Origin of the sequence: Pseudomonas sp. Irchel s3b6, from assembly GCF_900187415.1 — a bacterium.
GTDB lineage: Bacteria > Pseudomonadota > Gammaproteobacteria > Pseudomonadales > Pseudomonadaceae > Aquipseudomonas.
Genome location: NZ_FYDM01000025.1, coordinates 14,219 through 36,977, shown reverse-complemented (window position 1 = coordinate 36,977; position 22,759 = coordinate 14,219). Strand labels below are relative to the sequence as shown.

The following is a 22,759-nucleotide window of genomic DNA, read 5'->3' as shown; positions in this document are numbered from 1 at the left end:
GAGCATTGGAACCACCTGATCCCATCCCGAACTCAGCAGTGAAACGATGCATCGCCGATGGTAGTGTGGGGTTTCCCCATGTGAGAGTAGGTCATCGTCAAGATTAAATTCCGAAACCCCTATCTGCTGATGCAGGTAGGGGTTTTGTTTTTGTGCGCGAAAAGTTGGCGCTTACGGTTTCTATGCAACGGCTCGGGGCATGGCTATCATGCGGGCCTCATTGTGAGGCGATACGTGCATGCTGACGTTGTTAAAACTCTTGAAGGATGGTCGTTTCCACTCGGGGCAGGCGCTTGGCGCTGCTCTGGGTATCAGCCGCAGTGCTGTCTGGAAGCAGCTCCAGCACCTGGAAGCAGAGTTGGGTCTGTCCATTCATAAGGTCCGGGGTCGTGGTTATCAGCTGAGCGCACCGTTGACACTCCTCGATGGCCTGGAAATTACCAGCTCTTCTGCGCAGGGCAATTGGCCGGCGCTGGTATTTGATTCGATTGACTCGACCAATGCAGAGGCGCTGCGCTCCATAGAGCGCGGGGTGCCGGCGCCCTTTCTCGTGCTGGCAGAGCGTCAAACGGCGGGGCGGGGGCGACGAGGTCGCAAGTGGGTGAGCCCTTACGCGGAAAATATCTACTACAGCCTCGTCTTGCGCATAGAAGGCGGAATGCGACAGCTGGAGGGGTTGAGTCTGGTCGTCGGCCTCGCGGTGATGCAGACGCTGCGCGATCTGGGTATCACTGCAGCCGGGTTGAAGTGGCCTAACGATGTCCTGGTCGGCGAGAAAAAGATTGCCGGTATATTGTTGGAGTTGGTCGGGGATCCGGCTGATGTGTGTCACGTCGTCCTGGGCGTCGGTATCAATGTAAATATGCAGGAGGCTGATGAGGTTGATCAGCAATGGACCTCCATGCGTCTCGAGGCGGGCAGGGCATTTGATCGCAATCTGCTGGTGGCGCGTTTGAACGATGTGCTGCAGGGGTATCTGGCGCGTCATCAATTGTCAGGTTTCTCGGCGCTTCAAGAAGACTGGGAGCGCGGCCACTTATGGCAGGGGCGCGCTGTTTCATTGATTGCGGGTGTGAACCGGATTGACGGTGTTGTCATGGGGATCGATGGGCAGGGTGCTTTGCGCTTGAAAGTGGGTGATGCCGAAAAGGTTTTCAGTGGTGGCGAGCTAAGTCTGAGGCTGCGCGATGATTCTTGAGCTCGACTGTGGTAACAGCTTTATCAAGTGGCGAGTGTTGCATGCGGATGCCGCGAAATTGTTTGCCGAGGGTGTTGTGGACTCGGATCTCGCGTTGCTGGAGAGTCTGCGCGGTTGTGTCGGGCTGAGTCTCAAGCACTGCCGTCTGGTCAGTGTAAGAACCAATGAAGAGACGACTGCGCTGGTGTCCATGCTGGTGGATGCGTTTGCTGTCTCGGTGTTGTGCGCGGCACCTGCTCGTGAAATGTCTGGCGTGCACAATGGCTATGACGATTTTCAGCGGTTGGGGCTTGATCGCTGGCTGGCAATGCTCGGGGCTTACCACCTGGCCTCGGGAGCATGCCTGGTTCTCGATTTCGGTACGGCACTCACTGCGGACTTTGTTGCAGCGGATGGCAAGCACCTGGGCGGTTTTATCTGTCCTGGAATGCCCTTGATGCGCCACCAGTTGCGTACGCACACGCGGCGCATTCGCTATGACGATGTTGCGGCATCCCGGGCCCTGGAAAGCTTTGAGCCGGGACGAAATACGGTAGAGGCTGTAGAGCGTGGATGTTCATTGATGCTAAGAGGGTTTGTCCTGACTCAGCTTGAGCTGGCGCGCGAGTATTGGGGGGCGGATTTCTCGGTGTTTCTCACCGGAGGCGATGCGAACCTGGTGTCGGGCGTTGTGCCGCAGGCGCGGGTAGTTCCGGATCTCGTATTTGTGGGCTTGGCCATGGCGTGTCCATTGTCCTGAGGTTTTTATGCGTTGGTTGTTTCTGCTCCTGCTCGTACTCAATGTGTTCTATTACGTCTGGCAACAACAGGAAGCCCCTATGCGTGCCAAGGATGTCACTCCATTGAGCTTGTATCGGGGGGCGCAGCAGGATATCCGGCTGTTGAGCGAGAAGCCTGAAGCCGTTGCGGCGCGTGACAAGGGGCGATCGGCTTCGGTTGATGACAACTGTCTTTATCTCGGGGGCTTTGCTCGTCAGGAAGCGGCAAGCGCACTCGAGGTGCGTTTGGCATCGATCGGCGTGAAGGTTCAGCAGCTATCGACTTCGCTTGCCGATTCCGCGGGTTACTGGATGCGGGTGACACCGGAAAGCCGGCGTTTGCTCGACGATTCCGTGCTGCAGAACCTTGTTAATGAATTCAATGAGTTAAAACATAAAATAATGCGGTGTGAGGGGGTTGCAACTGCTCAATAGGTTGCATAGAATGGCGCCCGCTCCACAGTGAACGCCTTCAATGGCAACCACCGCGGAGCGATGTCAACGCAGCTAACCTCAAGTTTTTAATGAGAAAATGCTTGACAGAAGGCTGGCATGATGTAGAATGCCGGCTCGCTTAGGAGGGGTTCCCGAGCGGCCAAAGGGATCAGACTGTAAATCTGACGTCTACGACTTCGAAGGTTCGAATCCTTCCCCCTCCACCAGATTTTAGCGTGAGCTGCAAGCTTACGCGGGTATAGTTTAGTGGTAGAACCTCAGCCTTCCAAGCTGATGATGCGGGTTCGATTCCCGCTACCCGCTCCAAGTTTGCAGGTTGTGCAAAGTGTTTCGCTCTTGTAGCTCAGTTGGTAGAGCACACCCTTGGTAAGGGTGAGGTCAGCGGTTCAAATCCGCTCAAGAGCTCCATATAACAAGGCAGATATGAAAATATCTGCCTTTGTTTTAATGGTTAGTGTGACTTGCTTAATTCTTCTCCTAGGGGTGATTTCGATGGCTAAGGAAAAGTTCGAACGTAATAAGCCGCACGTCAACGTAGGTACCATTGGTCACGTCGACCACGGTAAGACTACTCTGACTGCTGCTCTGACTCGCGTCTGCTCCGAGGTTTTCGGTTCGGCCAAGGTTGACTTCGACAAGATCGACAGCGCCCCAGAAGAAAAAGCACGTGGCATCACCATCAACACCGCTCACGTTGAATACGATTCGGCCGTGCGTCACTACGCACACGTTGACTGCCCAGGTCACGCCGACTACGTAAAGAACATGATTACCGGTGCTGCCCAGATGGACGGCGCTATCCTGGTTTGCTCGGCCGCTGATGGTCCGATGCCACAAACCCGTGAGCACATCCTGCTGTCCCGTCAGGTAGGCGTTCCGTACATCGTTGTCTTCCTGAACAAGGCTGACATGGTAGACGACGCTGAGCTGCTGGAGCTGGTTGAGATGGAAGTGCGCGATCTGCTGAGCACTTACGACTTCCCAGGTGACGACACTCCGATCATCATCGGTTCGGCGCTGATGGCTCTGAACGGTCAAGACGACAACGAGATGGGTACCACTGCCGTCAAGAAGTTGGTTGAGACTCTGGACAGCTACATTCCAGAGCCAGAGCGTGCAATCGACAAGCCGTTCCTGATGCCAATCGAAGACGTATTCTCGATCTCGGGTCGCGGTACTGTTGTGACTGGTCGTGTTGAGCGTGGCATCGTCCGCATTCAGGAGGAGGTTGAGATCGTTGGTCTGCGCGATACTCAGAAAACTACCTGTACCGGCGTTGAAATGTTCCGCAAGCTGCTCGACGAAGGTCGTGCTGGCGAGAACTGTGGCGTTCTGCTGCGCGGCACCAAGCGTGACGACGTTGAGCGTGGCCAGGTTCTGGTCAAGCCAGGCACCGTCAAGCCGCACACCAAGTTCACCGCAGAAGTTTACGTTCTGAGCAAGGAAGAAGGCGGTCGTCATACTCCGTTCTTCAAAGGCTACCGTCCACAGTTCTACTTCCGTACAACTGACGTGACTGGTAACTGCGAGCTGCCAGAAGGCGTTGAAATGGTAATGCCAGGTGACAACATCCAGATGACTGTCACTCTGATCAAAACCATCGCGATGGAAGATGGCCTGCGTTTCGCTATCCGTGAGGGCGGTCGTACCGTCGGCGCTGGTGTCGTAGCCAAAGTCATCGAGTAAGTTGTTGTAATGTCTTTTTCGGGCCGGCATAATGGTCGGCCTGATTTTGTTTTAGGTCAGTAGCTCAATTGGCAGAGCGACGGTCTCCAAAACCGTAGGTTGGGGGTTCGATTCCCTCCTGACCTGCCAGATTCACTCAGTGTGTCTGGCTTTCTTTTCACAGGATCTTCATAGATGACTCCTAAAGCTGAAGCTCAAGGCTCTCGCTTCGATCTGCTTAAGTGGCTAGTGGTAGCTGCTTTGGTGGTTGTTGGCGTTGTTGGCAATCAGTATTACTCTGCTTCGCCGATCCTGTACCGTGTACTCGCTTTGCTTGCTATTGCTGCTGTAGCTGCCTTTGTAGGTCTGCAGACGGCGAAGGGCAAGTCTTTCTTTGTACTGGTTAAGGAAGCTCGCACCGAGATTCGTAAAGTCGTTTGGCCAACTCGCCAAGAAACCACGCAGACCACCCTGATTGTGGTGGCTGTTGTTCTGGTTATGGCGTTGCTGTTGTGGGGTCTTGATTCCCTGCTCGGCTGGCTTGTTTCCTTGATTGTCGGCTAAGGGTGTCCCGTGGCTAAGCGTTGGTATGTTGTGCATGCTTACTCGGGTTACGAGAAGCATGTAATGCGCTCGCTGGTAGAGCGCGTAAAGCTGGCTGGCATGGAAGATGGCTTCGGCGAAATTCTGGTTCCCACTGAAGAAGTGGTTGAAATGCGTAATGGCCAGAAGCGCAAAAGCGAGCGTAAGTTCTTCCCTGGCTATGTGCTGGTCCAGATGGATATGAACGAGGGTACTTGGCACTTGGTCAAGGACACTCCTCGTGTGATGGGCTTTATCGGCGGTACCGCTGATAAGCCGGCACCAATTACTGATAAAGAAGCAGAAGCGATTCTGCGTCGCGTTGCTGATGGTAGCGACAAGCCGAAGCCGAAGACGTTGTTCGAGCCAGGCGAAGTGGTTCGTGTTACCGACGGTCCGTTTGCCGATTTCAATGGCACGGTCGAAGAAGTTAACTACGAAAAGAGCCGGATCCAAGTGGCGGTGCTCATTTTCGGTCGCTCTACTCCGGTAGAGCTAGAGTTCAGCCAGGTCGAAAAGGTCTAGCCGAACAAGCATCCCAACCCCGCAGCCCTAGGCTGTGGGGTTTTGTCGTCACTGGGATAAACGCGCAAGTAACCGGGGAGCCTCTCGAGGCGTTTGAACCCGTAATTGGAGTGCCTCATGGCCAAGAAGATTACCGCTTACATCAAGCTGCAAGTGAAGGCCGCTCAGGCTAACCCAAGCCCACCTGTTGGTCCGGCCCTGGGTCAGCACGGCGTGAACATCATGGAATTCTGCAAGGCTTTCAACGCCCGTACTCAGGGTCTTGAAGCTGGTCTGCCGACTCCAGTGATCATCACTGTCTACAGCGACCGTAGCTTCACGTTCGAAACCAAGTCGACCCCTGCTTCGGTTCTGCTGAAGAAGGCTGCTGGTCTGACTAGCGGTTCCGCTCGTCCAAACACCGTTAAGGTTGGCACTGTAACTCGTGCTCAGCTGGAAGAAATCGCGAAAACCAAAAACGCGGATCTGACTGCAGCTGATATGGAAGCAGCCGTGCGTACTATCGCCGGTTCTGCTCGTAGCATGGGCCTTAACGTGGAGGGTGTGTAATGGCTAAGCTGACCAAGCGCCAAAAGGCTATCGCCGGCAAAATCGAAGCGGGTAAAGCCTACAGCTTCGTTGACGCTGCTGCTCTCCTGACCGAGCTGTCGACTGTCAAGTTCAGCGAGTCGGTAGACGTCGCTGTAAACCTGGGTGTTGACCCGCGTAAATCTGACCAGGTTGTTCGTAGCGCTACTGTGCTGCCACACGGCACTGGCAAGACTGTTCGCGTTGCTGTGTTCACCCAGGGCCCGGCAGCTGAAGCTGCTCTGGCTGCTGGCGCTGATCGCGTAGGCATGGACGACCTGGCTGCCGAAATGAAAGGCGGCGACCTGAACTATGACGTGGTTATCGCATCCCCGGATGCAATGCGCGTTGTGGGTCAGTTGGGTCAGATCCTCGGTCCACGTGGTCTGATGCCTAACCCTAAAGTCGGCACCGTGACTCCAGACGTAGCTACCGCGGTTAAAAACGCCAAGGCTGGTCAGGTTCGTTATCGCACCGACAAAAACGGCATCATCCACACTTCCGTTGGCAAGGTTGGCTTCGACGCCACCAAGCTGAAGGAAAACGTTGAAGCCCTGATCGCTGATCTGAAGCGTATCAAGCCAGCTTCCTCGAAAGGTATCTACGTCAAGCGCGTAACCCTGAGCACCACTATGGGCCCAGGTCTGGTCATCGACCAAGGCTCGCTGGACGTATAAGTAACATGTTGGCGTGAGTGATCGCGCCAATTGAAAGATTGGGGTCCCTGCCTGGCGGGGGCTATCCAAGACCGTAGGCGACGCAAGTCTTAAACCTCAAGCCTACGCAGATGGTGCTCCCGGTTCCTTACCGAATCAGACACCAAAACGACATCAGGCTCAGGCCAGATGAAACGGTAACAAGCAGGAGTTAAACCCGTGGCAATTAAACTCGAAGACAAGAAGGCCATCGTCGCTGAAGTCAACGAGGCTGCCAAAGTCGCTCTGTCCGCTGTCGTGGCTGATGCCCGTGGCGTAACAGTAGGCGCGATGACCGGACTCCGTAAAGAGGCTCGTGAAGCTGGCGTTTACGTACGTGTTGTACGTAACACCCTGCTCAAGCGCGCTGTTGCTGACACTGAATACAGTGTTCTCAACGACGTGTTCACTGGCCCGACCTTGATCGCGTTCTCCAACCAACATCCAGGCGCTGCTGCCCGTTTGTTCAAAGAGTTCGCTAAAGGTCAGGACAAGTTCGAGATCAAGGCAGCTGCGTTCGAGGGCAAGTTCCTCGCAGCTAACCAAATCGACGTGCTGGCAACTCTGCCGACCCGCGACGAAGCAATTTCTCAGCTGATGAGCGTGATCCAAGGCGCTACCAGCAAATTGGCTCGTACTCTGGCGGCTATTCGCGACCAAAAAGAAGCTGTTGCAGCCTAAGGCTGAGCACTTCCTTTCGCGCTTTTTTGTTTATTTCGATGGTCGCGTAGGCCGTCCCCAAATCAGGAATTAGAGTCATGTCTATCTCTCAAGACGATATCCTCAACGCCGTAGCTGAAATGTCGGTTATCCAGGTTGTTGAGCTGATCAAAGCTTTCGAAGAAAAATTCGGTGTTACCGCTGCTGCTGCATCGGCAGGTCCAGCTGCTGCTGCCGCTGTTGTTGAAGAGCAAACCGAATTCAACGTCATGCTGACCGAAGCTGGCGAGAAGAAAGTTAACGTGATTAAGGCTGTACGTGAACTGACCGGTCTGGGCCTGAAAGAAGCCAAGGCTGTAGTTGACGGCGCTCCTGCCATGGTTCTGGAAGCTGTTGCCAAAGACGCAGCTGACAAAGCCAAAGCAGCTCTGGAAGAAGCAGGCGCTAAAGTCGAGCTGAAGTAAGCATCGACTTTGCGTCTCCAGCCCGAGCGTTAAGCGAAAGGCTGATGGCTGGTGGCTCTTGCCACCGGCCTTTTTCCGTTATTGGCGGCCGACTGGGTCGGCGCCGATAACGTGCTGTAACCATCCGATGTGGTGGCGCAAACCATGGGGTTTGCACGATTTTCTGGCTGCTCCCGTCGGGAGGGGCCAAACAAGCAGGTGACCAAGCTGGGGAACGCTGATGGCTTACTCATATACTGAGAAAAAACGTATCCGCAAGGACTTTAGCAAGTTGCCGGACGTCATGGATGTGCCGTACCTCCTGGCCATCCAGCTGGATTCGTATCGTGAATTCTTGCAAGCGGGAGCGACTAAAGATCAGTTCCGCGACGTGGGCCTGCATGCGGCCTTCAAATCCGTTTTCCCGATCATCAGCTACTCCGGCAATGCTGCGCTGGAGTACGTCGGTTATCGCCTGGGCGAACCGGCATTTGATGTCAAAGAATGCGTATTGCGCGGTGTAACTTACGCCGTACCTTTGCGGGTAAAAGTGCGCCTGATCATTTTCGACAAAGAATCGTCGAACAAAGCGATCAAGGACATCAAAGAGCAAGAAGTCTACATGGGTGAAATCCCCCTGATGACTGAGAACGGTACCTTCGTAATCAACGGTACCGAGCGTGTAATCGTTTCCCAGCTGCACCGTTCCCCGGGCGTGTTCTTCGACCACGACCGTGGCAAGACGCACAGCTCCGGTAAACTGCTGTACTCCGCGCGGATCATTCCTTACCGCGGTTCGTGGCTGGACTTCGAGTTCGACCCGAAGGACTGCGTATTCGTGCGTATCGACCGTCGTCGCAAGCTGCCTGCATCGGTACTGCTGCGCGCGCTCGGTTACACCACTGAAGAAGTGCTGGACGCGTTCTACACCACCAACGTATTCCACGTGAAAGGTGAAAACCTGAGCCTGGAGCTGGTGCCTCAGCGCCTGCGCGGTGAAATCGCTGTCCTCGATATTCAGGATGACAAAGGCAAGGTTATTGTCGAGCAGGGTCGTCGTATCACCGCTCGCCACATCAACCAGCTGGAAAAAGCCGGGATCAAAGAGCTGGAAGTGCCTCTGGACTACGTCCTGGGTCGCACCACCGCCAAGGTCATCGTGCATCCGGCAACCGGCGAAATCCTGGCAGAGTGCAACACCGAGCTGAACACCGAGATCCTGGCGAAAATCGCCAAATCCCAGGTTGTTCGCATCGAAACTCTGTACACCAACGATATCGATTGCGGTCCGTTCGTCTCCGACACCCTGAAGATCGATTCCACCAGCAACCAACTGGAAGCGCTGGTCGAAATCTATCGCATGATGCGTCCAGGCGAGCCGCCAACCAAAGACGCTGCCGAGACCCTGTTCAACAACCTGTTCTTCAGCCCTGAGCGCTACGACCTGTCTGCGGTCGGCCGGATGAAGTTCAACCGTCGTATCGGTCGTACCGAGATCGAAGGTTCGGGCGTGTTGTGCAAGGAAGACATCGTCGCGGTATTGAAGACCCTGGTCGACATCCGTAACGGTAAAGGCATCGTCGATGACATCGACCACCTGGGTAACCGTCGTGTTCGCTGCGTAGGCGAAATGGCCGAGAACCAGTTCCGCGTTGGCCTGGTACGTGTTGAACGTGCGGTCAAAGAGCGTCTGTCGATGGCTGAAAGCGAAGGCCTGATGCCGCAAGACCTGATCAACGCCAAGCCAGTGGCTGCGGCGGTGAAAGAGTTCTTCGGTTCCAGCCAACTGTCCCAGTTCATGGACCAGAACAACCCGCTGTCCGAGATCACCCACAAGCGCCGTGTTTCTGCACTCGGCCCTGGCGGTCTGACTCGTGAGCGTGCCGGCTTTGAGGTTCGTGACGTACACCCGACTCACTACGGTCGTGTCTGCCCGATTGAAACGCCGGAAGGTCCGAACATCGGTCTGATCAACTCCCTGGCGGCCTATGCGCGCACCAACCAGTACGGCTTCCTCGAGAGCCCGTACCGCGTGGTGAAAGACGCCCTGGTTACCGACGAGATCGTGTTCCTGTCCGCCATCGAAGAAGCTGATCACGTGATCGCTCAGGCTTCGGCCACGATGAACGACAAGAAAGTCCTGATCGACGAGCTGGTAGCTGTTCGTCACTTGAACGAGTTCACCGTCAAGGCGCCGGAAGACGTCACCTTGATGGACGTATCGCCGAAGCAGGTAGTTTCGGTCGCAGCGTCGCTGATCCCGTTCCTCGAGCACGACGACGCCAACCGTGCGTTGATGGGTTCGAACATGCAGCGTCAAGCTGTACCAACCCTGCGCGCTGACAAGCCGCTGGTCGGTACCGGCATGGAGCGTAACGTAGCCCGTGACTCCGGCGTTTGCGTCGTGGCTCGTCGTGGCGGCGTGATCGACTCCGTCGATGCCAGCCGTATCGTGGTTCGTGTTGCTGATGACGAAGTTGAAACCGGCGAAGCTGGTGTCGACATCTACAACCTGACCAAATACACCCGCTCCAACCAGAACACCTGCATCAACCAGCGTCCGCTGGTGCGTAAGGGTGATCGGGTTCAGCGTAGCGACATCATGGCCGACGGTCCGTCCACCGATATGGGTGAGCTGGCTCTGGGTCAGAACATGCGCATCGCCTTCATGGCATGGAACGGCTTCAACTTCGAAGACTCCATCTGCCTGTCGGAACGCGTTGTTCAAGAAGACCGTTTCACCACGATCCACATCCAGGAACTGACCTGTGTGGCACGTGACACCAAGCTTGGGCCAGAGGAAATCACTGCAGACATCCCTAACGTGGGTGAAGCTGCACTGAACAAGCTGGACGAAGCCGGTATCGTTTACGTAGGTGCTGAAGTTGGCGCTGGCGACATCCTGGTTGGTAAGGTCACTCCGAAAGGCGAGACTCAACTGACTCCGGAAGAGAAGCTGTTGCGCGCGATCTTCGGTGAAAAAGCCAGCGACGTTAAAGACACCTCCCTGCGCGTACCTACCGGTACCAAGGGTACTGTCATCGACGTACAGGTCTTCACCCGTGACGGCGTCGAGCGTGATGCTCGTGCACTGTCGATCGAGAAGACCCAGCTCGACGAGATCCGCAAGGACCTGAACGAAGAGTTCCGTATCGTTGAAGGGGCCACTTTCGAACGTCTGCGTTCCGCTCTGGTCGGCCACAAAGCCGAAGGCGGCGCCGGTCTGAAGAAAGGTCAGGACATCACCGACGAAGTGCTGGACGGTCTTGAGCACGGCCAGTGGTTCAAACTGCGCATGGCTGAAGATGCTCTGAACGAGCAACTCGAGAAGGCTCAGGCCTACATCGTTGATCGTCGCCGTCTGCTGGACGACAAGTTCGAAGACAAGAAGCGCAAACTGCAGCAGGGCGATGACCTGGCTCCAGGCGTGCTGAAAATCGTCAAGGTTTACCTGGCAATCCGTCGCCGCATCCAGCCGGGCGACAAGATGGCCGGTCGCCACGGTAACAAAGGTGTGGTCTCCGTGATCATGCCGGTTGAAGACATGCCGCACGATGCCAATGGCACCCCGGTCGACGTCGTCCTCAACCCGTTGGGCGTACCTTCGCGTATGAACGTTGGTCAGATCCTTGAAACCCATCTGGGCCTCGCGGCCAAAGGTCTGGGTGAGAAGATCAACCGTATGATCGAAGAGCAGCGCAAGGTTGCCGAGCTACGCAAGTTCCTGCACGAGATCTATAACGAGATCGGCGGGCGTCAAGAGAGCCTTGACGACTTCTCCGACCAGGAAATCCTGGATCTGGCGAAGAATCTGCGCGGTGGCGTACCGATGGCCACTCCAGTGTTCGACGGTGCCAAGGAAAGCGAAATCAAGGCCATGCTGAAACTGGCGGACCTGCCAGAAAGCGGCCAGATGCAGCTGACCGACGGCCGTACCGGCAACAAGTTCGAGCGCCCGGTAACCGTTGGCTACATGTACATGCTGAAGCTGAACCACTTGGTAGACGACAAGATGCACGCTCGTTCTACCGGTTCGTACAGCCTGGTTACCCAGCAACCGCTGGGTGGTAAGGCGCAGTTCGGTGGTCAGCGTTTCGGGGAGATGGAGGTCTGGGCACTGGAAGCATACGGTGCCGCTTACACTCTGCAAGAAATGCTCACAGTGAAGTCGGACGATGTGAACGGCCGTACCAAGATGTACAAAAACATCGTGGATGGCGATCACCGTATGGAGCCGGGCATGCCCGAGTCCTTCAACGTGTTGATCAAGGAAATTCGTTCCCTCGGCATCGATATCGATCTGGAAACCGAATAACACGTGACGCGAATCGAGAGCGGGGCAGGATTGCCCGCTCTCTGCTCCGCCAGGAGGAAAGGCCTTGAAAGACCTACTGAATTTGCTGAAAAACCAGGGTCAAGTCGAAGAGTTCGACGCCATCCGTATCGGATTGGCATCGCCTGAGATGATCCGTTCGTGGTCGTTCGGTGAAGTTAAAAAGCCGGAAACCATCAACTACCGTACGTTCAAACCTGAGCGTGACGGCCTGTTCTGCGCCAAGATCTTTGGCCCGGTAAAGGATTACGAGTGCCTGTGCGGTAAGTACAAGCGCTTGAAGCATCGTGGTGTGATCTGCGAGAAGTGCGGCGTTGAAGTCGCGCTGGCAAAAGTTCGTCGTGAGCGCATGGCGCACATCGAACTGGCCTCGCCAGTTGCCCACATCTGGTTCCTGAAGTCGCTGCCGTCCCGTATCGGCTTGCTGATGGACATGACCCTGCGTGATATCGAACGCGTTCTCTACTTCGAGAGCTATGTCGTTATCGATCCAGGCATGACCACCCTTGAAAAAGGTCAGCTGCTCAATGACGAGCAGTATTTCGAAGCGCTGGAAGAGTTCGGCGACGATTTCGATGCCCGCATGGGTGCCGAAGCTGTCCGCGAACTGCTGCACGCTATCGACCTGGAGCACGAGATTGGCCGCCTGCGTGAAGAAATTCCGCAAACCAACTCCGAAACCAAGATCAAGAAGCTGTCCAAGCGTCTGAAGTTGATGGAAGCCTTCCAGGGTTCCGGCAACCTGCCAGAGTGGATGGTGCTGACCGTTCTGCCGGTTCTGCCGCCAGATCTGCGTCCACTGGTCCCGCTTGATGGCGGTCGCTTCGCGACTTCCGACCTCAACGATTTGTATCGTCGAGTGATCAACCGTAACAACCGCTTGAAGCGCCTGCTTGATCTGTCCGCTCCGGACATCATCGTGCGCAACGAAAAGCGTATGTTGCAGGAAGCTGTCGACGCCTTGCTCGACAACGGTCGTCGTGGCCGCGCTATCACCGGTTCCAACAAGCGTCCTCTGAAATCCCTGGCTGACATGATCAAGGGTAAGCAAGGTCGTTTCCGTCAGAACTTGCTCGGTAAGCGTGTTGACTACTCCGGTCGTTCGGTAATTACCGTAGGTCCGACCCTGCGTCTGCACCAGTGCGGTCTGCCGAAGAAAATGGCTCTCGAGCTGTTCAAGCCGTTCATTTTCGGCAAGCTGGAAATGCGTGGTCTCGCGACCACCATCAAAGCTGCCAAGAAGATGGTCGAGCGCGAGCTGCCAGAGGTTTGGGACGTTCTCGCTGAAGTGATTCGCGAACACCCAGTGCTCCTCAACCGTGCACCGACCCTTCACCGTCTGGGTATCCAGGCGTTTGAGCCGGTACTGATCGAAGGTAAGGCTATCCAGCTGCACCCGCTGGTCTGCGCCGCGTACAACGCCGACTTCGACGGCGACCAAATGGCCGTGCACGTACCGCTGACACTGGAAGCCCAGCTCGAAGCGCGTGCGTTGATGATGTCGACCAACAACATTCTGTCGCCAGCCAACGGTGAGCCAATCATCGTTCCGTCGCAGGACGTTGTATTGGGTCTGTACTACATGACTCGTGAAGCGATCAACGCCAAGGGCGAAGGTCGTGTGTTCGCGGATCTGCAAGAAGTTGACCGTGTGTTCCGTGCTGGCGAAGCCGCACTGCACGCCAAGGTCAAAGTGCGGATCAACGAAACCGTCAACGATCGTGATGGTGGCAGCGTCAAGAACACTCGTATCGTCGACACCACTGTCGGCCGTGCGCTGTTGTTCCAGGTTGTTCCACCTGGCCTGTCGTACGACGTCGTCAACCAGCCGATGAAGAAAAAGGCGATCTCCAAGCTGATCAACCAGTGCTATCGCGTGGTTGGTTTGAAAGAGACCGTGATCTTCGCTGACCAGTTGATGTACACCGGTTTTGCCTATTCGACCATTTCCGGCGTTTCCATCGGTGTTAACGACTTCGTTATCCCGGATGAAAAAGCCCGCATCATCGGTGCTGCTACCGACGAAGTGAAAGAGATCGAAAGTCAGTACGCCTCCGGCCTGGTAACTCAGGGCGAGAAGTACAACAAAGTGATCGACCTTTGGTCCAAGGCGAACGACGAAGTCTCCAAGGCGATGATGGCCAACCTCTCGAAAGAGAAAGTCATCGACCGTCATGGCGACGAAGTTGACCAGGAATCCTTCAACTCGATGTACATGATGGCCGACTCGGGCGCACGGGGTTCTGCTGCGCAGATCCGTCAGCTCGCCGGTATGCGTGGCCTGATGGCCAAGCCGGACGGTTCCATCATTGAAACGCCGATTACTGCGAACTTCCGTGAAGGTTTGAGCGTACTTCAGTACTTCATCTCCACTCACGGTGCTCGTAAAGGTCTGGCGGATACCGCGTTGAAAACGGCGAACTCCGGTTACCTGACTCGTCGTCTGGTAGACGTGGCGCAGGATCTGGTCGTAACCGAGATCGATTGCGGCACCGAACACGGTCTGCTGATGACGCCGCACATTGAAGGCGGTGACGTTGTAGAGCCGTTGGGTGAGCGCGTATTGGGTCGTGTGATTGCCCGTGACGTATTCAAGCCAGGTACCGAGGACGTTATCGTTCCTGCCGGCACCCTGGTAGACGAGAAGTGGGTTGAGTTCATCGAGCTGAACAGCATCGACGAAGTGATCGTGCGTTCGCCGATCAGCTGCGAAACCCGCTATGGCATTTGCGCCAAGTGCTACGGCCGTGATCTGGCTCGTGGTCACCAGGTGAACATCGGTGAAGCGGTCGGCGTTATCGCTGCCCAGTCCATCGGTGAGCCGGGTACCCAGCTGACGATGCGTACGTTCCACATCGGTGGTGCGGCAAGCCGGACCTCCGCAGCCGACAGCGTTCAGGTGAAGAATGGCGGTACCGTCCGTCTGCACAACCTGAAGCACGTTGAGCGAGTGGATGGTCACCTGGTTGCTGTGTCCCGTTCTGGTGAGCTGGCCATCGCTGATGACTTCGGTCGTGAGCGCGAGCGCTACAAGCTGCCGTACGGTGCTGTGATTTCGGTTAAAGAAGGTGACAAGGTCGACGCTGGCGCCATCGTGGCCAAGTGGGATCCGCACACTCACCCGATCGTTACCGAAATGAAAGGTACCGTGACCTACGTGGGCATGGAAGAAGGCATCACGATCAAGCGTCAGACTGACGAATTGACCGGTATGACCAACATTGAAGTACTCGACGCCAAAGACCGTCCGGCTGCCGGCAAGGACATCCGTCCTGCGGTGAAGATGGTCGATGACAACGGCAAGGATCTGTTGCTGCCAGGCACTGACGTAATCGCTCAGTACTTCCTGCCAGCCAACGCCCTGGTCGGTGTCGCGGATGGTGCGAAGATCGCGATCGGTGATGTTATCGCTCGTATCCCGCAAGAAACTTCGAAGACCCGTGACATCACCGGTGGTTTGCCGCGTGTTGCCGACTTGTTCGAAGCTCGTCGTCCGAAAGAAGCGTCGATTCTGGCTGAAGTCAGCGGCACCATCGCGTTCGGTAAAGAGACCAAAGGCAAGCGCCGTCTGGTTATTACCCCGAACGACGGTACCGATCCGTATGAAGAGCTGATTCCGAAGTGGCGTCACCTGAACGTCTTCGAAGGCGAACAAGTGAACCGCGGCGAAGTTATCTCCGACGGCCCAAGCGATCCACACGACATCCTGCGTCTGCTGGGTGTGAGTGCGCTGGCCAAGTACATCGTTAACGAGATCCAGGACGTTTACCGTCTGCAAGGCGTGAAGATCAACGATAAGCACATCGAGACCATCCTGCGTCAGATGCTGCGTAAAGTTGAAATCGCTGAATCCGGCGATTCCAGTTTCATCAAGGGCGACCAGATGGAACTGACTCACGTACTGGTAGAGAACGAGCGCTTGAGCGGCGAAGACAAATTTGTCTCCAAGTTCACTCGCGTTCTGCTGGGTATCACCAAGGCGTCGTTGTCGACCGAATCGTTCATCTCGGCGGCTTCCTTCCAGGAAACCACCCGTGTACTGACCGAAGCGGCAGTCACCGGCAAGCGCGATTACCTGCGCGGCCTGAAAGAAAACGTGGTCGTGGGTCGTCTGATCCCGGCGGGTACCGGTCTGGCTTATCACAGCGAGCGCAAGCGCCGCCGTGATGCAGACAAACCGTTGCGCGTAAGCGCCAGTGAAGTGGAAGCTGCACTGACCGAAGCGCTGAACTCGAGCGGTAACTGAGTTCTGCGATAAACAAGGGTGGGGCCCTGGCGGCCCCGCTCGTCGAATCGAGACAAAATGTCGAGGTTGGATGGGCGGGGAGGTCGGGGCCTTGTCTTGACTGGGGACAAGATCCTCTTTAGACTCTTGTACCCCTAAATTTGGCGGGAACTCGTTCCTGCCATTTTGCTTTTCTTGCAAGACAATAGCGTCGCAAGACAACAGTGGAGCTAGTAGATGGCAACTATCAACCAGCTGGTACGTCAGCCGCGTAAGCGTATCGTCGAGAAATCCGACGTGCCTGCGCTGCAGAACTGCCCGCAACGTCGTGGCGTATGCACCCGTGTGTATACCACCACGCCGAAAAAACCTAACTCGGCACTGCGTAAAGTATGCCGTGTGCGTCTGACCAACGGTTTCGAGGTTTCCTCGTACATCGGCGGTGAAGGCCACAACCTGCAAGAGCACAGCGTGGTACTGATCCGTGGCGGTCGTGTAAAAGACTTGCCAGGTGTTCGTTACCACACCGTTCGCGGCTCTCTGGATACTTCGGGCGTTAAAGGCCGTAACCAGGGTCGTTCGAAGTACGGTACCAAGCGTCCGAAGTAATCGGTCGTTTGTTGCAAAAAACTGATTTCTATTTTCTGAGTCGATAAGAGTAAGGTCGGAGGCGTCCCGCAAGGGCACCGATTCCGAGCGAACCTGAAGACCGTTTGAGGGCTTATCCATGCCAAGAAGACGCGTAGCAGCCAAGCGCGAAGTGCTTGACGATCCAAAATACGGAAGCCAAATCCTGGCCAAGTTCATGAACCACGTGATGGAAAGCGGCAAGAAAGCCGTTGCCGAGCGTATCGTTTATGGCGCGCTGGAGAAGGTTAAAGAACGCAAGAACAGCGATCCCCTGGAAATCTTCGAGAAAGCTCTCGACGCCATCGCTCCGCTGGTCGAAGTGAAGTCGCGCCGTGTAGGCGGTGCTACTTACCAGGTTCCGGTCGAAGTTCGTCCGTCCCGTCGTAACGCCCTGGCAATGCGCTGGTTGGTAGACTTCGCCCGTAAGCGCGGCGAGAAGTCTATGGCCCTGCGTTTGGCTGGCGAACTGTTGGACGCTGCTGAAGGTAAAGGTGCTGCAGTTAAGAAGCGTGAAGACGTGCACCGTATGGCTGAAGCTAACAAAGCTTTCTCGCACTACCGCTTCTAATTTTAGCGTCACTAATTTTGCGAGGGCTTTATGGCTCGTACTACTCCGATTAATCGCTACCGTAACATCGGTATCGTTGCCCACGTGGATGCTGGTAAAACCACCACCACCGAGCGCGTCCTTTTTTACACTGGCAAAAGTCACAAGATGGGCGAGGTGCATGACGGCGCCGCGACCACAGACTGGATGGTGCAGGAGCAGGAGCGTGGTATTACCATTACTTCTGCTGCCATTACCGCCTTCTGGCAGGGTTCCGAGAAGCAGCACAAAGATCAATACCGCTTCAACGTCATTGACACCCCGGGCCACGTAGACTTCACCATTGAAGTTGAGCGTTCCCTGCGTGTACTCGACGGCGCGGTCGTTGTGTTCTGCGGTACTTCGGGTGTTGAGCCTCAGTCGGAAACCGTATGGCGTCAAGCCAACAAATACGGCGTTCCACGTCTTGTTTACGTCAACAAGATGGACCGTGCTGGTGCCAACTTCCTGCGCGTGATCGGTCAGATCAAGCAGCGTCTGGGTCATACCCCGGTGCCAATCCAGTTGGCCATCGGTTCTGAAGACAACTTCCAGGGTCAGATCGATCTGATCAACATGCAAGCTGTCTACTGGAACGATGCCGACAAAGGCATGACGCCTCGTCGTGAAGCTATCCCTGCCGAGTTGCAGGAGCTGGCTGAAGAGTGGCGCAGCAACATGGTTGAGGCTGCGGCCGAAGCCAGCGAAGAGCTGATGAACAAGTACCTCGAAGGTGAAGAACTCACCATCGCGGAAATCAAGGGCGCTCTGCGTCAGCGTACTATCGCTGGTGAAATCGTTCTGGCTGTTTGCGGTTCTTCCTTCAAGAACAAGGGTGTTCCCCTGGTTCTCGACGCCGTTATCGACTTCCTGCCTGCACCAACCGACATTCCTGCCATCAAGGGTACCGACCCGGATGACGAGGAAAAGGAAATGGAGCGTCACGCAGACGACAACGAGCCTTTCGCGGCTCTGGCGTTCAAGATCGCTACCGACCCATTCGTGGGTACCTTGACCTTCGTTCGAGTTTACTCGGGCGTGTTGAACTCCGGCGACGGCGTTATCAACTCGGTTAAAGGCAAGAAAGAGCGCGTGGGTCGTATGGTGCAAATGCACGCAAACGCCCGTGAAGAAATCAAGGAAGTGCGCGCTGGCGACATCGCGGCCTTGATCGGCATGAAGGACGTCACCACCGGTGAAACCTTGTGCAACGCTGACAAGCCAATCATCCTGGTTCGCATGGACTTCCCGGAGCCGGTTATTTCGGTTGCCGTAGAGCCTAAGACCAAGGATGACCAGGAAAAAATGGGTATCGCTCTGGGCAAACTTGCTCAGGAAGACCCTTCTTTCCGCGTTAAAACCGATGAAGAGACTGGTCAGACGATCATCTCCGGCATGGGCGAGCTGCACCTGGACATCCTGGTTGACCGGATGCGCCGTGAGTTCAACGTCGAAGCCAACATCGGCAAGCCTCAGGTTTCCTATCGTGAGCGCATCACGAAGAACTGCGAAATCGAAGGCAAGTTCGTTCGTCAGTCCGGCGGTCGTGGCCAGTTCGGTCACTGCTGGATCCGTTTTGCGCCTGCTGACGAAGGTCAGGAAGGTCTGCAATTCGTGAACGAAGTTGTAGGTGGTGTGGTTCCTAAGGAATACATCCCGGCTATCCAGAAGGGTATCGAAGAGCAGATGAAGAACGGCGTTGTCGCCGGCTATCCGCTGATCGGCCTGAAGGCTACCGTGTTCGATGGTTCTTACCACGACGTCGACTCCAACGAGATGGCGTTTAAGGTGGCTGCTTCCATGGCGACCAAGCAACTGGCTACCAAAGGTGGTGGTGAGCTGCTCGAGCCGATCATGGCGGTAGAGGTTGTTACGCCTGAAGACTATATGGGTGATGTGATGGGCGACCTTAACCGTCGTCGTGGCATGATCCAGGGTATGGAAGACACGGTATCCGGCAAGGTAATTCGCGCCGAGGTTCCGCTGGGTGAGATGTTCGGTTATGCGACCGACGTTCGTTCCATGTCCCAGGGTCGCGCAAGCTACTCTATGGAATTCAAAAAATACGATACAGCTCCGACGCACATCGTCGAATCTGTTACCAAAAAACAAGGCTGATTCAGCCCTTTAGGCAAGGAGTTAATTGTCGTGGCTAAAGAAAAATTTGAACGTAACAAACCGCACGTCAACGTTGGCACCATCGGTCACGTTGACCACGGTAAAACCACTCTGACCGCTGCTCTGACCCGCGTTTGCTCCGAAGTTTTCGGTTCGGCCAAGGTTGACTTCGACAAGATCGACAGCGCTCCAGAAGAAAAAGCTCGCGGTATCACCATCAACACCGCTCACGTTGAATACGATTCGGCCGTGCGTCACTACGCACACGTTGACTGCCCAGGTCACGCCGACTACGTAAAAAACATGATCACCGGTGCTGCCCAGATGGACGGTGCTATCCTGGTTTGCTCGGCCGCTGATGGTCCGATGCCACAAACCCGTGAGCACATCCTGCTGTCCCGTCAGGTAGGCGTTCCGTACATCGTTGTCTTCCTGAACAAGGCTGACATGGTAGACGACGCTGAGCTGCTGGAACTGGTTGAGATGGAAGTGCGCGATCTGCTGAGCACTTACGACTTCCCAGGTGACGACACTCCGATCATCATCGGTTCGGCGCTGATGGCTCTGAACGGTCAAGACGACAACGAGATGGGCACCACTGCCGTCAAGAAGTTGGTTGAGACTCTGGACAGCTACATCCCAGAACCAGAGCGTGCAATCGACAAGCCGTTCCTGATGCCAATCGAAGACGTATTCTCGATCTCGGGTCGTGGTACTGTTGTGACTGGTCGTGTTGAGCGTGGCATCGTCCGCATCCAGGAAGAAGTTGAGATCGTTGGTCTGCGCGATACTCAGAAAACTACCTGCACTGGCGTTGAAATGTTCCGCAAGCTGCTCGACGAAGGTCGTGCTGGCGAGAACTGCGGCGTTCTGCTGCGTGGCACCAAGCGTGACGACGTTGAGCGTGGCCAGGTTCTGGTCAAGCCAGGCACCGTCAAGCCGCACACCAAGTTCACCGCAGAAGTTTACGTTCTGAGCAAGGAAGAAGGCGGTCGTCATACTCCGTTCTTCAAAGGCTACCGTCCACAGTTCTACTTCCGTACTACTGACGTGACCGGTAACTGCGAGCTGCCAGAAGGCGTTGAAATGGTAATGCCAGGTGACAACATCCAGATGACTGTCACTCTGATCAAAACCATCGCGATGGAAGATGGTCTGCGTTTCGCTATCCGTGAAGGCGGTCGTACCGTCGGCGCTGGCGTCGTAGCCAAAGTCATCGAGTAAGTTTCGATGAGTTGAAAAAGCCCCCGCTCAGCGGGGGCTTTTTTATTGGGTTGACACCTATCTGGGGCGTCTATAGAATTGCGCCTCCTTTTAACGGGCGCAGTGCGCCCGGTGGGAATAGCAGCCGGAGTCTGAAATCCAATGCAAAATCAGCAAATCCGTATCAGGTTGAAGGCTTTTGACCATCGTCTGATCGACCAATCCACCCAGGAAATCGTGGAAACCGCGAAACGTACTGGTGCTCAAGTGCGTGGTCCAATTCCACTGCCTACCCGTAAAGAGCGGTTCACCGTTCTGGTCTCCCCGCACGTCAACAAAGACGCGCGTGACCAGTACGAGATCCGTACTCATAAGCGCGTTCTGGACATCGTCCAGCCAACGGATAAAACCGTTGATGCACTTATGAAGCTTGATCTTGCGGCCGGTGTGGAAGTGCAGATCAGCCTCGGCTAAGACTCGGTCTTAGTCGTGTAACGCTCTGAAATGGGCGGCCATAGCGGGTGAAAGCCCCGTACACTCATGAGGTTTACAACATGACTATTGGTGTAGTCGGTCGTAAATGCGGTATGACCCGTATTTTCACCGAAGAAGGTGTCTCCATTCCGGTCACGGTCATTGAGATCGAGCCGAATCGCGTCACCCAGTTCAAAACTGAAGAGACCGATGGCTATCGTGCAGTGCAAGTCACTGTCGGCGAGCGTCGTGCTTCGCGTGTAACAGCAGCTCAGGCTGGCCACTTCGCTAAAGCGAACGTTGCCGCTGGTCGTACCGTAATGGAATTCCGCCTTGAAGAAGGCGAGTACCAGGCCGGCGATCTGATCAACGCTGAAATCTTCGCCGCTGGTCAACTGGTTGATGTAACCGGTCAGTCCAAGGGTAAAGGCTTCCAGGGTACGATCAAGCGTTGGAATTTCCGCGGGCAAGATAACACCCACGGTAACTCCGTATCCCACCGCGTCCCAGGCTCTATCGGCCAGTGCCAGACTCCTGGTCGTGTATTCAAGGGCAAGAAAATGTCCGGTCATATGGGCGCTGAGCGCGTGACCGTGCAGTCCCTGGAAGTAGTGCGCGTGGACGCTGAACGCAATCTGTTGTTGGTCAAGGGTGCTGTTCCTGGCGCTACTGGCGGCAACCTGGTTGTACGTCCAGCAGCCAAGGCTCGCGGTTAAGGGGAAGCTGACATGCAATTAAATGTAAATGACGCTCAAGCGATCGAAGTTTCCGAACTGACATTTGGCGGCGAATTCAACGAGACGCTGGTTCACCAAGCAGTCGTGGCCTACATGGCCGGCGGTCGTCAAGGTAGCAAGCAGCAAAAGACCCGTTCCGACGTTTCTGGTGGCGGTAAGCGCCCTTGGCGTCAGAAAGGTACTGGCCGTGCTCGTGCCGGTACTATCCGTAGCCCAATCTGGCGTGGCGGCGGTACCACTTTCGCAGCTCGTCCTCAGGATCACTCCCAGAAGCTGAACAAGAAGATGTATCGCGCAGCAATGCGTTCCATCCTTGCTGAGCTGGTGCGTACTGATCGTCTGGTCGTGGTTCAGGATTTCGCCGTTGAAACGCCGAAAACCAAAGACCTGCTGGGCAAACTGAACAACATGAGCCTGACCGACGTTCTGATCGTGTCTGACGCTGTTGATCAGAACCTGTACCTGGCTGCTCGTAACCTGCCACACGTTGATGTGCGTGACGTGCAAGGTTCCGATCCAGTTAGTCTGATCGCATACGACAAGGTGTTGATCACCGTGTCGGCCGTGAAGAAATTCGAGGAGCTGCTGGGATGAACCAGGAACGCGTATTTAAAGTTCTGCTTGGCCCGCACGTTTCCGAGAAGGCTACGGTTCTGGCAGACAAGAAAGGCCAGTTCGTTTTCAAGGTTGCTACTGATGCAACCAAGCTGGAAATCAAGAAGGCCGTCGAAAGCCTGTTCAGCGTGAAAGTAGAGCGTGTTACTACCCTGAATGTTCTGGGTAAGAGCAAGCGCACTGCTCGCGGTCTGGGCAAGCGTAATGACTGGAAGAAGGCAGTTATCTCCCTTCAGCCAGGCCAAGATCTCGATTTCAGCAGCAGTGCTGAGTAAGGAAGGGGTGCATC

General features: G+C 55.5%; 20 protein-coding genes, 4 tRNA genes and 1 rRNA gene. All 25 read left to right on the top strand.

Annotated features, from left to right (window positions below; all coding sequences use genetic code 11):
• Nucleotides 1-103, top strand: a 5S ribosomal RNA gene (gene rrf / locus CKW07_RS24480); the annotation flags it as partial.
• A 135-nt stretch (nt 104-238) separates the two neighbouring features.
• Nucleotides 239-1,198, top strand: a complete 960-nt coding sequence (gene birA, locus CKW07_RS24475; RefSeq protein ID WP_095147414.1) for a bifunctional biotin--[acetyl-CoA-carboxylase] ligase/biotin operon repressor BirA — start codon at nt 239-241, stop codon at nt 1,196-1,198.
• Entirely contained in the window at nt 1,188-1,937 is a 750-nt protein-coding gene (locus CKW07_RS24470; RefSeq protein WP_095147413.1) for a pantothenate kinase, read from the top strand. Before birA ends, CKW07_RS24470 begins: the two co-directional genes overlap by 11 nt.
• 7 nt (nt 1,938-1,944) lie before the next feature.
• Entirely contained in the window at nt 1,945-2,391 is a 447-nt protein-coding gene (locus tag CKW07_RS24465) for a hypothetical protein (RefSeq protein WP_095147412.1), read from the top strand.
• A 142-nt stretch (nt 2,392-2,533) separates the two neighbouring features.
• A tRNA-Tyr gene (locus tag CKW07_RS24460) sits at nt 2,534-2,618 on the top strand.
• Between the two features lie 26 nt (nt 2,619-2,644).
• Nucleotides 2,645-2,718: transfer RNA gene (locus CKW07_RS24455), tRNA-Gly, on the top strand.
• Between the two features lie 26 nt (nt 2,719-2,744).
• A tRNA-Thr gene (locus tag CKW07_RS24450) sits at nt 2,745-2,820 on the top strand.
• An 84-nt stretch (nt 2,821-2,904) separates the two neighbouring features.
• A complete protein-coding gene (tuf, locus tag CKW07_RS24445; protein ID WP_003186103.1) occupies nt 2,905-4,098 on the top strand; it encodes an elongation factor Tu in 1,194 nt (397 codons plus the stop codon).
• 53 nt (nt 4,099-4,151) lie between these two features.
• A tRNA-Trp gene (locus CKW07_RS24440) sits at nt 4,152-4,227 on the top strand.
• A gap of 45 nt (nt 4,228-4,272) precedes the next feature.
• Nucleotides 4,273-4,641 (top strand): preprotein translocase subunit SecE, encoded by a 369-nt coding sequence (gene secE / locus CKW07_RS24435; protein WP_095147411.1) that lies wholly within the window; start codon nt 4,273-4,275, stop codon nt 4,639-4,641.
• Between the two features lie 9 nt (nt 4,642-4,650).
• Nucleotides 4,651-5,184, top strand: coding sequence for a transcription termination/antitermination protein NusG (gene nusG / locus CKW07_RS24430; protein WP_003186097.1), 534 nt, complete (start codon nt 4,651-4,653; stop codon nt 5,182-5,184).
• 117 nt (nt 5,185-5,301) lie between these two features.
• Nucleotides 5,302-5,733 carry a 50S ribosomal protein L11 gene (gene rplK, locus CKW07_RS24425; RefSeq protein ID WP_095147410.1) on the top strand — a complete coding sequence of 144 codons (432 nt, stop codon included), beginning with the start codon at nt 5,302-5,304 and terminating at the stop codon, nt 5,731-5,733.
• Complete coding sequence (gene rplA / locus CKW07_RS24420) at nt 5,733-6,428, top strand: 50S ribosomal protein L1 (protein WP_095147409.1); 696 nt, start codon at nt 5,733-5,735, stop codon at nt 6,426-6,428. Before rplK ends, rplA begins: the two co-directional genes overlap by 1 nt.
• A 198-nt stretch (nt 6,429-6,626) precedes the next feature.
• Nucleotides 6,627-7,127 (top strand): 50S ribosomal protein L10, encoded by a 501-nt coding sequence (gene rplJ / locus CKW07_RS24415; RefSeq protein WP_095147408.1) that lies wholly within the window; start codon nt 6,627-6,629, stop codon nt 7,125-7,127.
• 77 nt (nt 7,128-7,204) lie between these two features.
• Nucleotides 7,205-7,570, top strand: a complete 366-nt coding sequence (rplL, locus tag CKW07_RS24410) for a 50S ribosomal protein L7/L12 (RefSeq protein WP_095147407.1) — start codon at nt 7,205-7,207, stop codon at nt 7,568-7,570.
• Nucleotides 7,571-7,790: 220 nt separating this feature from the next.
• The gene (gene rpoB / locus CKW07_RS24405; protein WP_095147406.1) at nt 7,791-11,864 is read left to right on the top strand and encodes a DNA-directed RNA polymerase subunit beta; all 4,074 of its coding nucleotides are present in this window, start codon (nt 7,791-7,793) and stop codon (nt 11,862-11,864) included.
• A gap of 64 nt (nt 11,865-11,928) precedes the next feature.
• Nucleotides 11,929-16,128, top strand: a complete 4,200-nt coding sequence (gene rpoC, locus CKW07_RS24400; RefSeq protein ID WP_095147405.1) for a DNA-directed RNA polymerase subunit beta' — start codon at nt 11,929-11,931, stop codon at nt 16,126-16,128.
• Nucleotides 16,129-16,344: 216 nt separating this feature from the next.
• A complete protein-coding gene (rpsL, locus tag CKW07_RS24395) occupies nt 16,345-16,716 on the top strand; it encodes a 30S ribosomal protein S12 (RefSeq protein WP_003186084.1) in 372 nt (123 codons plus the stop codon).
• A 118-nt stretch (nt 16,717-16,834) separates the two neighbouring features.
• The gene (gene rpsG / locus CKW07_RS24390; protein WP_002555493.1) at nt 16,835-17,305 is read left to right on the top strand and encodes a 30S ribosomal protein S7; all 471 of its coding nucleotides are present in this window, start codon (nt 16,835-16,837) and stop codon (nt 17,303-17,305) included.
• Nucleotides 17,306-17,335: 30 nt separating this feature from the next.
• Nucleotides 17,336-19,441, top strand: a complete 2,106-nt coding sequence (fusA, locus tag CKW07_RS24385) for an elongation factor G (RefSeq protein WP_095147404.1) — start codon at nt 17,336-17,338, stop codon at nt 19,439-19,441.
• Between the two features lie 30 nt (nt 19,442-19,471).
• Nucleotides 19,472-20,665: an elongation factor Tu gene (gene tuf, locus CKW07_RS24380; RefSeq protein ID WP_003186103.1), complete on the top strand. Its 1,194-nt coding sequence runs from the start codon at nt 19,472-19,474 to the stop codon at nt 20,663-20,665.
• 141 nt (nt 20,666-20,806) lie between these two features.
• The gene (gene rpsJ / locus CKW07_RS24375; protein ID WP_003186070.1) at nt 20,807-21,118 is read left to right on the top strand and encodes a 30S ribosomal protein S10; all 312 of its coding nucleotides are present in this window, start codon (nt 20,807-20,809) and stop codon (nt 21,116-21,118) included.
• A gap of 80 nt (nt 21,119-21,198) precedes the next feature.
• Complete coding sequence (gene rplC, locus CKW07_RS24370) at nt 21,199-21,834, top strand: 50S ribosomal protein L3 (RefSeq protein WP_003186059.1); 636 nt, start codon at nt 21,199-21,201, stop codon at nt 21,832-21,834.
• A 12-nt stretch (nt 21,835-21,846) separates the two neighbouring features.
• Nucleotides 21,847-22,449 (top strand): 50S ribosomal protein L4, encoded by a 603-nt coding sequence (gene rplD, locus CKW07_RS24365; protein WP_007924200.1) that lies wholly within the window; start codon nt 21,847-21,849, stop codon nt 22,447-22,449.
• Nucleotides 22,446-22,745 (top strand): 50S ribosomal protein L23, encoded by a 300-nt coding sequence (gene rplW / locus CKW07_RS24360; RefSeq protein ID WP_002555488.1) that lies wholly within the window; start codon nt 22,446-22,448, stop codon nt 22,743-22,745. The genes rplD and rplW overlap by 4 nt, the downstream gene beginning before the upstream one ends.
• Nucleotides 22,746-22,759: the final 14 nt, after the last annotated feature.

Excerpts from the sequence above, each read along its gene's own strand:
- birA (WP_095147414.1), top strand. The coding sequence starts at position 239 with ATGCTGACGTTGTTAAAACTCTTGAAGGATGGTCGTTTCCACTCGGGG.
- CKW07_RS24470 (WP_095147413.1), top strand. The coding sequence starts at position 1,188 with ATGATTCTTGAGCTCGACTGTGGTAACAGCTTTATCAAGTGGCGAGTG.
- CKW07_RS24465 (WP_095147412.1), top strand. The coding sequence starts at position 1,945 with ATGCGTTGGTTGTTTCTGCTCCTGCTCGTACTCAATGTGTTCTATTAC.
- tuf (WP_003186103.1), top strand. The coding sequence starts at position 2,905 with ATGGCTAAGGAAAAGTTCGAACGTAATAAGCCGCACGTCAACGTAGGT.
- secE (WP_095147411.1), top strand. The coding sequence starts at position 4,273 with ATGACTCCTAAAGCTGAAGCTCAAGGCTCTCGCTTCGATCTGCTTAAG.
- rplK (WP_095147410.1), top strand. The coding sequence starts at position 5,302 with ATGGCCAAGAAGATTACCGCTTACATCAAGCTGCAAGTGAAGGCCGCT.
- rplA (WP_095147409.1), top strand. The coding sequence starts at position 5,733 with ATGGCTAAGCTGACCAAGCGCCAAAAGGCTATCGCCGGCAAAATCGAA.
- rplL (WP_095147407.1), top strand. The coding sequence starts at position 7,205 with ATGTCTATCTCTCAAGACGATATCCTCAACGCCGTAGCTGAAATGTCG.
- rpoB (WP_095147406.1), top strand. The coding sequence starts at position 7,791 with ATGGCTTACTCATATACTGAGAAAAAACGTATCCGCAAGGACTTTAGC.
- rpsL (WP_003186084.1), top strand. The coding sequence starts at position 16,345 with ATGGCAACTATCAACCAGCTGGTACGTCAGCCGCGTAAGCGTATCGTC.
- rpsG (WP_002555493.1), top strand. The coding sequence starts at position 16,835 with ATGCCAAGAAGACGCGTAGCAGCCAAGCGCGAAGTGCTTGACGATCCA.
- fusA (WP_095147404.1), top strand. The coding sequence starts at position 17,336 with ATGGCTCGTACTACTCCGATTAATCGCTACCGTAACATCGGTATCGTT.
- rpsJ (WP_003186070.1), top strand. The coding sequence starts at position 20,807 with ATGCAAAATCAGCAAATCCGTATCAGGTTGAAGGCTTTTGACCATCGT.
- rplC (WP_003186059.1), top strand. The coding sequence starts at position 21,199 with ATGACTATTGGTGTAGTCGGTCGTAAATGCGGTATGACCCGTATTTTC.
- rplD (WP_007924200.1), top strand. The coding sequence starts at position 21,847 with ATGCAATTAAATGTAAATGACGCTCAAGCGATCGAAGTTTCCGAACTG.
- rplW (WP_002555488.1), top strand. The coding sequence starts at position 22,446 with ATGAACCAGGAACGCGTATTTAAAGTTCTGCTTGGCCCGCACGTTTCC.